Origin of the sequence: Pontibacter pudoricolor (assembly GCF_010092985.1) — a bacterium.
Lineage (GTDB): Bacteria > Bacteroidota > Bacteroidia > Cytophagales > Hymenobacteraceae > Pontibacter > Pontibacter pudoricolor.
The window spans coordinates 4,080,792-4,092,599 of the sequence record NZ_CP048106.1 but is presented as its reverse complement, the minus strand read 5'-3'; the positions used below and the strand labels follow the sequence as shown (position 1 = coordinate 4,092,599).

6 protein-coding genes are annotated in these 11,808 nt (G+C 47.8%); 5 read left to right on the top strand and 1 reads right to left on the bottom strand.

All coding sequences use genetic code 11. The features are described from left to right. The first annotated feature begins 67 nt into the window (after nt 1-67). From GSQ66_RS17675 to GSQ66_RS17665, 3 genes are all read left to right on the top strand, one after another. Nucleotides 68-1,300, top strand: a complete 1,233-nt coding sequence (locus GSQ66_RS17675) for a M16 family metallopeptidase (RefSeq protein WP_162428669.1) — start codon at nt 68-70, stop codon at nt 1,298-1,300. 78 nt (nt 1,301-1,378) lie between these two features. Continuing rightward, the gene (locus GSQ66_RS17670; protein WP_162428668.1) at nt 1,379-2,023 is read left to right on the top strand and encodes an O-methyltransferase; all 645 of its coding nucleotides are present in this window, start codon (nt 1,379-1,381) and stop codon (nt 2,021-2,023) included. Nucleotides 2,024-2,308: 285 nt separating this feature from the next. Continuing rightward, nucleotides 2,309-4,702: a LysM peptidoglycan-binding domain-containing protein gene (locus tag GSQ66_RS17665; protein WP_162428667.1), complete on the top strand. Its 2,394-nt coding sequence runs from the start codon at nt 2,309-2,311 to the stop codon at nt 4,700-4,702. 481 nt (nt 4,703-5,183) lie between these two features. Here the strand turns inward: GSQ66_RS17665 and GSQ66_RS17660 are convergent, their stop codons facing one another. Next, complete coding sequence (locus GSQ66_RS17660) at nt 5,184-6,518, bottom strand: MFS transporter (RefSeq protein ID WP_202923371.1); 1,335 nt, start codon at nt 6,516-6,518, stop codon at nt 5,184-5,186. Between the two features lie 176 nt (nt 6,519-6,694). Here GSQ66_RS17660 and GSQ66_RS17655 point away from each other — a divergent pair, with 176 nt between their 5' ends. Together GSQ66_RS17655 and dnaE are read left to right on the top strand one after the other, a co-directional pair. Next, a complete protein-coding gene (locus GSQ66_RS17655) occupies nt 6,695-7,783 on the top strand; it encodes a mechanosensitive ion channel family protein (protein ID WP_162428666.1) in 1,089 nt (362 codons plus the stop codon). A 210-nt stretch (nt 7,784-7,993) separates the two neighbouring features. Continuing rightward, on the top strand, nt 7,994-11,614 hold the full coding sequence (dnaE, locus tag GSQ66_RS17650; RefSeq protein ID WP_162428665.1) for a DNA polymerase III subunit alpha: 3,621 nt from the start codon (nt 7,994-7,996) through the stop codon (nt 11,612-11,614). Nucleotides 11,615-11,808 lie beyond the last annotated feature (194 nt).

Sequence of the window (11,808 nt, the reverse complement as noted above, 5' to 3'; positions counted from 1 at the left end):
TTAATAGAAATTGCAATTTTAAAGTCACCTCTCTTTCCCGTACCTTTGCAGGCTAATTCTGAACTGAATGCTTGATTATCATATTCATACATTACCAAACGGCATCCGTGTCATCCATAAGCAGGTAAACCATACCAAAATAGCCCACAGCGGGTTTATTATGGATATCGGCAGCCGCGACGAGCTTCCGCAGGAACAGGGCCTGGCGCACTTCTGGGAGCACATGGCTTTTAAGGGGACAGCCAAACGCAAGTCTTTTCACATTATTAACAGCCTGGAGTCGGTGGGTGGCGAACTGAATGCCTATACTACCAAGGAAAAGATCTGTTTCTATAGTTCGGTGCTGGACAAGCACTTTGAGCGGTCTTTTGAACTGCTGACCGATATTACCTTCCGCTCCATTTTCCCGGAGAAAGAGATTGAGAAAGAGCGGGGCGTAATACTGGAAGAGATGGCCATGTACCTCGATACACCGGAAGATGCTATAGTGGATGAGTTTGACGATGTGGTTTTTAGTGGCCATTCGCTGGGTAACAACATATTAGGCTCCAAAGAGAGTGTATCCGGGTTTATGAAACAGGATTTCCTGAACTTTATAGACCGCAACCTGAGCACTGATACGCTGGCTTTCTGTTCGGTGAGCAACTGGCCTTTCGAGAAGGTGGTGAAGCTGGCTGAGAAGTACCTGGCGGGCATACCAACTATAACCAAACACCGCGACCGTATTCCGTTCCTGCAGTATGAGCCCAAAGCTATAACTATAGAAAAAGCTATTTCGCAGGCACATTGCGTGATCGGTTGCCCGGCTTATGCGCTGAACGACGACCGCCGCATCCCGTTCTTCATGCTGGTTAATATACTGGGCGGCCCGGGCATGAACTCGCGCCTGAACCTGGCGGTGCGCGAAAAACATGGACTGGTTTATACCATCGATGCAAATTACTCCACTTACATTGATACCGGCCTGTTCTCCATTTACTTTGGCACTGAAAAGAAGCAGCTGAAACGCACAACGTCGCTGGTACTGAAGGAAATGAAAAAGCTGCGTGAAAAACCATTGGGCTCCCTGCAACTGCACACCGCGAAGGAACAGCTGATGGGTCAGTTGGCAATGGCCGAAGAAAGCAACATGGGGCTGATGATGATGATGGGTAAAAGCATTCTTGACCAGGGTAAAGTTGAACCGCTGAACGAGATCTTCGACAAAATTAAAAGTATAGATTCAGGTCACCTGGTAGAAATCGCCAACGACGTGCTGCGCGAGGATCAGCTCAGTTTCCTGAACTACGTGCCTAATTAAAGGCTGCATTGCTAAATGGTTAAATTGTTAAATACATCAACAACAATTTAACAATCAACAATTTAACAATTAAATTAGATGGAATTCATTGACGAGGAATTACAGCAGTACGCCGAGGAGCATACATCGCCGGAGAGTGAGCTGCTGCGCAAGGTAAACCGCCAGACACACCTGAGCGTGATGAAGCCGCGCATGCTTTCCGGGCATTTGCAGGGCCGTTTGCTGGCAATGTTTTCTCAGATGATCCAACCAAAACAGGTTCTGGAAATTGGCACTTATACCGGTTACTCCGCACTTTGCCTGGCCGAAGGCTTGCAACCCAGCGGCACGCTCCATACTATAGACATCAACGAAGAGCTGGAAGACCGCGTGCGCGGTTATTTCGAAGAAGCCGGCCTTACGGAGAACATAAAATACTACATCGGCAATGCCCTGCAGATCATCCCAACTATAGATGCCACCTTCGACCTGGTATTTATAGATGCCGATAAAATTAATAATGCAGCTTACTACGACTTGGTGATCGACAGGGTGCGCCCTGGCGGCTACATTATAGCCGATAATGTGCTCTGGAGCGGGAAAGTGCTGGCAAAATACCGCAAAAAACTCGACGAAGATACCGCTGCCCTGCTCGCCTTCAACAAAAAAGTGCACGACGATGCGCGTGTCGAGAATATCCTGCTGCCTGTGCGCGATGGGTTGTTAATTGCCCGTAAAAAGTAAGACCGCCCTTATACTTTCAACACTGAAACTATAGTTATTAGCTTACGGTAGTCGGCCGGAAAGCAAACATCTCTGCTGTAAAACCAGGCTGAATCACTAAATTATACTTAGCAATTATTTTATATTAAAAACTTTGTCTACAGTTTTATAATACGGTCCTTTTTGCTTTATTTTTGCAAATGGGTTTTTCTATATAGAACAAACTATAACATAGCCCTTTACTAATACCTGCTTCAACAGTAACTATAGCCCGAATACATTTAGCCAAAGTATAATTACCTATTTATGAGACAACTCTCTACACTTCTTATTTTAATGTTTCTGCCCCTGTTTGTGTGGGCACAACAAGCCGTAACGGTTCCTAAAAATGTGTATTTCGCAGATATACACCTGACCCTTACAGATGGCGCACAACAGGAGATTCAGAAAAAAGTGGACGCCCTGCACAAGCACCCGACTTATTTTAAAGCTAAAGTCGAGCTGGCAGATGCGTACTTCCCGCTGATTGACCAGATCTTTAAAGAAGAAGGCGTACCGGCAGACCTTAAATTCCTGTCGATGCAGGAGAGTGGTTTAATAGGGGATGCGGTTTCTACATCGAATGCAGTGGGTTACTGGCAGTTTAAGCGTGAGGCGGCTTCGGACTTTAACCTGCGCGTGGATAACGTAATTGATGAGCGCAAGCACATTCTCGAAGCAAGCCGTGGCGCTGCCAAGTATTTTAAGCGCAGCAACAACTATTATAACAACTGGTTTAACTCTATCCTGTCGTATTACCTTGGCTATAGCGGCGCCAAAGCCGAAACAAAAACGTCGGATATCGGGGCCAAGAAGATGGAGATCACCGAAAAGACACATCCTTACCTGCTTACTTTCCTGGCGCACAAAATTGCATACGAGAACTTTGTAGGCAAAACCAGCAAGCCAGCTATAGCTTTGCAGCCACTGCGTGCTACGCCTGGCCAGAGCCTTGCCGAGATCGCACTGGACAACAAGACCGACTTTACCGAACTGGAGAAATACAACAAGTGGCTATTGGGCAGCACCATCCCATCGGATAAGGATTATTATGTAATGCTGCCTGTGCGCGGTGGAGAGCGCGTAGTGCTGGCATCGACAGACAATACTACCAAATTGCCTGCTGCTTCAACCAAACAGAACACCAGCGCTGCTGCAGCTGCTATGGTTACCCGCAACGGCTTAAATGCACTGGTAGCCCGCAACGGCGACACCAAAGACAAACTGGCCTTACAGGCTGGCATATCAACACGTAAATTACTAAAGTACAACGACCTGCGCAGCTTCGACAACATTGTGGCCGGCACCGCTTACTATATCGAACCAAAGGGCACAAGCGCCGCTTCTGCGGAGTACCACGTAGTGCAGCCGGGCGAAACCATGCAGATGATATCGCAGCATTATGGAATGCGTTTAAAGCACCTGGTGTTTAAGAACCGCATGAAAAATAACGAAGTGCCGCTTCCGGGCCGTGTGCTATGGTTACAGAAACGCAGACCGTTTACTACCGACGTAGAGATCCGTAACCTGAGCAAGCAGACTGCTGCCAAGCAGGAAATGGCCGCAAGCGAAGTAAAACCGGTTGAGAGAACTACTACCGCCACTACAAAAGCGCCAGGCAGCCAGAAAGAAAACTTCTTTACCCGTTTCGTTAACAGCTTTAAGAAAAATAAAAAACGGCCAACACCTGCGAAACAGGAGAAAGTAACAGAAAAAGAAGAGCTTGCTGGTGTACAGATTCCAACAGAAAAGAAAGAAGTTGAGATAGAAGCAATACCGCAGGCAGAGCCTGTAGTTGAAGAGAAGCCTGCTGCGCCGGTAGCCCGCGAAGCGATTTACCCGGGCAGCAGAACAACTCCGAAACCTGCTGCAACTACAGCAAAGCCAGCAACAACACCTGCAACCCAGGAAACCGCAACAGCTAAGCCTGCTACAACAACAGCTACTCCAAAACAGGAACCAGCTAAAACAAGTGCTACAGCTACAAAGTCAGCAACTACTACTGCCAAAGCAGAGCCGGTTAAGGAAGCAGTTGTAACTAAGCCTGAGGATGAGGTTGAAACAGTAACGGAAGATGCTACCCCGGCAACCAAATCGGCGAAGCACGTGGTAGCGAAAGGCGAAACGCTTTATGGTATCTCTAAGATGTACAACGTAACTGTTGCTGAGCTTACCGCCTGGAACAAACTTCCGGAAGGTCCGCTTAAACTTGGCCAGGAACTTATCATTGCTGAGCCGCTGACCAATGTAGCACTTCCTGAACCTACCGATGCCGCCGAAGCTGTAGAAGCAACGCTACCTGCTGATGGCATGCACACCGTAGCTACCGGCGAAACATTATGGAGCATCTCTAAGCGCTACAACGTAACTATAGATAACCTGAAAGCCTGGAATAACTTACCGCAAGGTGTACTTTCTATTGGTCAGCAGCTGCGCGTAGTAGCTCCTGCGGGCGGACAAACTACAGAAGAAACCATAGTTGAAGAAGCTCCGGCACAAACTATAACGTCAGATGTTTACCATACCGTAGAGGCCGGCGAAAGCTTATACAAAATTTCCCGTACGTATGGCGTAACTATAAAAGAGGTGATGGAATGGAATAAGAAAGCTGATTTCAGTGTGAAGCCAGGCGAAAAACTACTCATCAAGAAAAAGAACTAAGCGTTTTAAATTCTTTGGATATATAAAGAGCCAGCTACTATAGTTGGCTCTTTTGTTTTATAGTCACCTTTTGACACACCCTGGTGAGCCCGGCTCTCAAGTTTAGAACTCACATTCTCACTTATCCTCAAGTGTAGGGTCATTTCATTCTCTAATTCGCCCTCGCTCGCGTCCCGCGAGTGTGAGTTACCTGTGGACTCTGGCCGCTTTAACCTGTGCCTGCGGCACAAGTGGCGGGACGCCACTAAATAGCTCACACTCGCGGGACGCGAGCGAGGGCATTAGCAAGTCGTTTCATTCTCCTCTTTGTCATCCTGTAAGGATCTTGGCGGCAAGTAGCATAGGCTTAACCTCCCTACAACCAAGTTTCTTTACAGAATGACAGTAAATTTTTAACATGTTTGCTTAGATGAAATGGTGAAGCCTCCCAGTAGAGTAAAGAATACGCTTTCGCAAATGTTAACTATACGAAGCCAACCACTCACCTTTCCTCTGGTGGAGCAGTCAGGGTTGAGGCGGTTTGCAGACCAGTCGCAATTTCCGGAACGATGCCGAGGCGCTGGTAAATCGGCCACACCATCTGGCGCAGTTTGCTTAAATTCATGGCAAACGGAATAACACTCAGCGCACACAAAAGTCCGCAGGCAGCCAGCGTATAGTTTACCCCAACCATTTCGGCTACAGAACTGGCCAGCATACTCCCGATAGGTGCCATCCCCATAAAAGCGGTAGCGTACAGGCTCATTACCCGGCCACGTTTTTCTTCCTCAACTATAGTTTGCAGCAAGGTATTACACGAGGCCATTGATACGATCATACCAAAACCTGTGAAGAGCATAAGCAGCAGCGAGATAACCAACGTTTCGGAAAAAGAAAAGGCAATAAGTGCCGAACCAAACAGCAGCATCGTGAAGATAATGACCTTACCCAACCCTACAACCGACTTCCGTTGCGCCAGGAACAAGGCTCCTGTAAGCGCCCCTACGCCCGAAGCACCCATTAAAAAACCAAGCGTATTTGCGCCGCCATGTAAAATATCGCGGGCGAAAACAGGCAGCAGCACACTAAACGGCATCCCGAACAAACTAAGCAAACCAACTATAAGGATAAGCGCCCTGATAGGCGGAAAATTGTAGGCATAGCCAAACCCGTCCTTCAACGACTGCCATACTTTTTCTTTCTTCTCCACGGGCACAAAAGGCTTCAGGCGCATAAGCAGCAACGACGAGATCACGGCAATGTAACTGACCGCATTTATCAGGATACACATCCCCTCGCCTACTGCCGCAATCAGCAAACCCGCAATAGACGGCCCTATCAGGCGGGCCATGTTGAACAACGAAGAGTTTAGCGCAATACCGTTACTCAGGTCTTCCCGTTTCTCAACCATCTGCACCACAAAAGCCTGCCTTGTGGAAATATCAAACGCATTAATTATTCCCAGAACAGCACTAAGTGTAAGGATATGCCAGATTTCTATAGTTTGGGTAAGTACCAGCGCCGCCAGCGTAGAGGCCTGCACCATAGAGAGCACCTGCGTTACTACCAACACTTTCCTGCGCTCAAACTTATCGGCCATGACACCGGCAAACGGGCCAAGCAAAAAGGATGGGATCTGGCTGGAAAAAGTAACGGCACCCAGCAAAAAAACAGAATCGGTGAGGCGGTACACCAGCCAGCTAAGCGCAATCTGCTGCATCCAGGTACCGATAAGTGAAATGCCCTGCCCTATAAAAAAAAGCCTGTAGTTGCGGTAACGCAAAGCCCTGAACATTCCTCCTAATTTCCCCGGCGTTTCGGCTGCTTCTATTCTCATTTTTTAGTACTACCTCCGTTTACATACAGACTACAGCTTACGAACCATACTATAGTTTGAGTTATCGAAATGCCGAACTATGGCTATACAGGTAAAACCCAAAAGCCGGGTTTCGTGTTTTAATTACCTGAATGTACTATAAACCATAGTCACCAACTATAGGAATCAATTAATACATGAACGACTTTTTAGATCGCATATACTTTAATAACACAGTCCAGGAATACCTGGTTGTTTTAGGATTTATCCTGCTGGGCTCGTTATTGATTACCGTTTTCAGAAAATCAGTGCTTACCAGGATACGTCGCTGGACAGAAAGCACCCACACCCGGCTCGACAATTTTGTAGTTAATAGTTTTGCGCGTTTCGGTATTCCAATCCTGCATTTTATAGTTATCTATGTCAGTATCAGCTATCTCAGTTTATTGCCTAAGGCAGAGCGTATTTTAACTATAGCTGCCACAGTAGCCATTACTTTTATGGTTATCCGGCTTATAACATCCACGCTAATATTGCTTGTAAGGTCTTATGTAAGGAGAAGGCATCCTGGCAAATCAAATGTAAACGAAATCGGGGCAATCGGGCTGATCATCAACATCGTTATCTGGGGAATTGGCCTTGGCTTTTTGTTCGATAATATGGGCTACGACCTTACGGCCATTATTGCCGGTCTGGGCATTGGCGGTATAGCCGTGGCACTGGCAGCCCAGAACATCCTCGGCGACCTTTTCAACTACTTCGTTATTTTCCTAGACAGGCCTTTCGAAGTTGGGGATTCTATTGCGGTAGGCGATAAAAACGGAACGATAGAGCACATCGGCGTAAAAACAACACGACTCCGGAGCCTGACCGGCGAGCAGCTTATCATTTCTAACAGCGACCTTACCAGTTCCCGCATTCATAACTATAAGCGGCAGCAACGTCGGCGGGTTGAGTTTACACTTGGAGTTGCCTACGAAACTTCCATCGATAACCTGAAAGCCATTCCCGACCTGCTTAAAAAGATCATTACAGCACACGAGTTGGTTGAATTAGACCGCGTACATTTTGCCTCGTACGGAGACTCTGCCCTTAACTTTGTAGTGGTTTATAATGTGCTCACATCTGATTTTGCCATACACATGGATATAAAGCAGGCCATCAACCTCAGCATTTTCAAGGAGTTCCAGGAGCGAGGCATTGAGTTCGCTTATCCAACGCAAAAACTTTTTGTGGTAAACCCACAGCCTGAAGAAGAAAAAGAAGCACAGCGCTATAGTTCGTAAGCAAACTATAGTTTAAATTTAAGAGAGGCAGCGGAGATTATTCCTGCTGCTTTTTTGTTAGTAAGTCTGTTGGTAAATGAGCAGTTTATAGTTTGGGCAGCCGGCCTATTTTCTGTAATTTTAACATCCCGTAAATGACCCACGAAACAGTTTATACTTTGTCCGGAAGTCATTCATAATTCATCATTCGTAATTCATAATTCCTCATAAATGCCCGTTTTTTCGCATTTACATACCCATACACAGTACTCCCTGCTCGACGGACAGGCCAGCATCAGCGCGCTCATGAAAAAGGCGCAGGCCGATGGTATGCCCGCCGTTGCCATGACCGACCACGGAAACATGTTTGCCGCTTTTAACTTCGTGAACGAGGCCAACAAATATAACGTGAAGCCGATCGTGGGCTGCGAGTTTTACCTCGTTACCGACCGTCATCAGAAATCATTCAGCAAAGAGCAGAAAGATGTGCGCCACCACCAGTTGCTGCTTGCCAAAGACCAGGAAGGCTACCAGAACCTGGCCAAGCTTTGCTCTATGTCTTATATTGAAGGGATGTACAGCAAGTGGCCACGCATTGACAGGGAACTGCTTTTAAAGTATAGCAAAGGCCTGATTGCCACCAGTTGCTGCATTGGTGCAGAAGTACCGCAGGCCATACTATGGAAATCCGAAGACGAAGCTGAAGAAATTTTTAAATGGTGGCTGGATGTGTTTGGTGAGGATTATTACATCGAGATTCAGCGCCACGGCCTGATGAACATTGACGGTACCGGCAAAAGCCAGGAAGACATTAACCAGGTACTGCTGAAGTGGGCCAAAAAGTATAACGTAAAAGTAATCTGCACCAACGACTCGCATTATGTGGACCAGGAAGACTGGAACGCACACGATATTTTACTTTGCGTGAACACCGGCGAAGACCAGAGCACTCCGGTTGGTGACTTTACAACCAAATATTACCGTTTCCTGTCGGATGACCAGAAGGTAATTTATGACACGGTAGAGAACGTGCGCCAGAAATATGGACACCAATCCAGCGTGCGCCAGATGCTGAACCGCATTGATGAGGCCGGCCCGAAAACCCGCTTTGGCTTCCCGAACGACCAGTTCTATTTTAAGACGCAGGCTGAAATGAACGAGCTGTTCAAAGATGTGCCTGAAGCTGTAGATAATACCAACGATATAGTAGACAAGATCACGCCTCCGAAGCTGAAGCGCGACATCCTGCTACCAAACTTCCCGATTCCGCCGGAGCATGCCAATGCCGATGCTTTCCTGCGCCACCTGACCTACGTAGGTGCTAAAAAGCGCTATACTGATATTACTCCTGAAATAGAGGAACGCCTGGATTATGAGCTTCGCATTGTGGAAACGATGGGCTTTGCCGGCTACTTTTTGATTGTACAGGACTTCATAAACCGTGGCCGCGATATGGGTGTATTTGTGGGGCCTGGTCGTGGTTCGGCGGCTGGTTCTGCGGTAGCCTATTGCATCGGTATTACTAACATCGACCCGATAAAGTATAACCTGCTGTTCGAGCGATTCCTGAACCCGGAGCGTGTGTCGATGCCCGATATTGATATTGACTTTGACGACGTGAACCGCCAGCGCGTAATCGATTACGTGGTGGATAAATATGGCAAAACGCAGGTAGCCCAGATCATTACCTTCGGTACCATGGCTGCAAAATCGTCTATTAAAGATGTGGCGCGCTCTACTTCCTTGCCTTTATCTGAGGCAAACGAACTGGCTAAAATGGTACCAGACACCCCAGGCACTACATTGGCCAAGGCCTTTATGGAGAACCTGGACCTGGCTGCCATTCGCGAAGGAACCGACCACCGTGCCGCTGTGCTAAAACTGGCTGAAAAGCTGGAAGGCTCCATCCGAAACACTGGTATCCACGCGGCGGGTGTGATCATCGCCCCAGATGATATCACCAACTATATCCCGGTTTCCACTTCCAAAGACTCTGACCTGCTGGTAACGCAGTTTGATGGCAAGGTGATCGAGAGTGCCGGCATGCTGAAGATGGACTTTCTGGGCTTAAAAACCCTGACCGTCATCAAAGATGCGATGGAGCTCATCAAGAAAAACCATGGCGTTGAGATCGATATAGACAACATCCCGATTGATGACGAAAAGACCTACCAACTATACCAGCGTGGCGACACCATTGGTACGTTCCAGTTCGAGTCGGAAGGTATGCGCATGTACCTTAAAGACCTGCAGCCTACCAACATTGAAGATTTGATTGCCATGAACGCCCTTTACCGCCCGGGCCCGATGCAGTTCATCCCGAACTTCATTAACCGTAAGCATGGTAAAGAGGAAGTAGAATACCCGCACGAACTGCTGGAGCCGATCCTGAATTACTCGTACGGTATCATGGTGTACCAGGAGCAGATCATGCAGACAGCCCAGATCCTGGCCGGTTACTCACTGGGCGGTGCCGATTTGCTGCGCCGCGCGATGGGTAAAAAGGATATGAAGAAGATGGCAGAAGAGCGTGAGAAATTCATTGCCGGAGCCGCCGAAATTCATAAGATACCTGCCAAGAAAGCCTCTGAGGTGTTCGACGTGATGGAGAAATTTGCCCAGTACGGCTTTAACCGATCCCACTCTGCTGCTTATTCTATAGTTGCTTACCAAACGGGTTACCTGAAGGCGCACTACCCTGCCGAGTACATGGCCGCTGTACTTACCAACAACATGAACGACATTAAAAAGGTGACGTTCTTTATTGAGGAAGCCCGCAAACAAGGGGTTGCCGTACTTGGCCCTGACGTGAACGAATCGTTATTGAAGTTTAACGTGAACGAGCAGGGCCAGATCCGTTTCGGTTTGGGTGCGATAAAAGGAACCGGCGAAGCTGCTGTAGATGCGATTATTGCAGAGCGCGAAAAAGGTCTGTACCAGGATATCTTCGACTTTGCGAAGCGTGTGAACCTGCGTGCAGTAAACAAGAAAACGTTTGAAAGCATGGCTTTGGCCGGCTGTTTCGATTCGTGGGAACTATACCATCGCGCCCAGCTGATCGAGATTCCGGAAGGGGAGAATATGAGTGTGCTGGAGAAGGCTGTACGCTATGGTAACTTCTACCAGGCAGAACAGCAGGCAGCGCAACAGTCGTTGTTTGGGGGTGGGGCCGCTGTAGCCGCGCCGCTTCCTAAAATACCGGAAGTACCTGTCTGGACGCAGGCAGAAATGCTTCGCAGAGAGAAAGAAGTGGTAGGTTTCTATATGTCGGGTCACCCGCTCGACCAGTTTAAACTGGAAATAGACTCTTACTGCTCGTGCCCGCTGGATAAAATTGAAGAATATAAGACCCGCGATGTGAATGTGGCTGGTATGGTAACCGATGTGGTAATACGTACAGCTAAAAACGGTAATCCGTTTGCCCTGTTTACGATCGAGGACTATGACACGTCGATGCAGATGGCGTTGTTCGGGGAGGATTACGTAAAGTTCTCGCCTTACCTGAAAATGGGGTTATACCTGTTTATAAGAGGCAAAGTACAGCTGCGTTACAAAACCGAAGACCAGTGGGAGCTGAAACCGGTCAACATTCAGCTGTTAGGCGATGTAATGGATAAAATGGCGCAGGGCGTACAGTTAAACATAAACCTGCAGCACTTTACGCCAAATGTTGCAGAGGCCCTGGAAGAGGCTATAGTTGCCAGCGCCGGCCAGAAACGTCTGGAAATTATGCTGCATGTGCCGGACGAGAAACTGGCGCTACCAACCTATTCCCGTAAATACAGAATCGACCCGAAAATTTTCCTGAACGCTATTAAAGAACTGGGACTGGGTGAGTGTAAGCTGATATAGTTGAGAAGCTGAATCTGCTTAACTGCTAACTATAAAACGAGGTGCGCTGCTTTTGTAGCGCACCTCGTTTATTTTACTTCTTTCTTTTGCAAGCCCTATCCTTTGGGAGTTCTTGTTGCTCATTCGGACATCCATGTCCGAATGCACTCTGTTGGGGACATGGATGTCCCCGTTTCATAATTCCCGCGGACGTG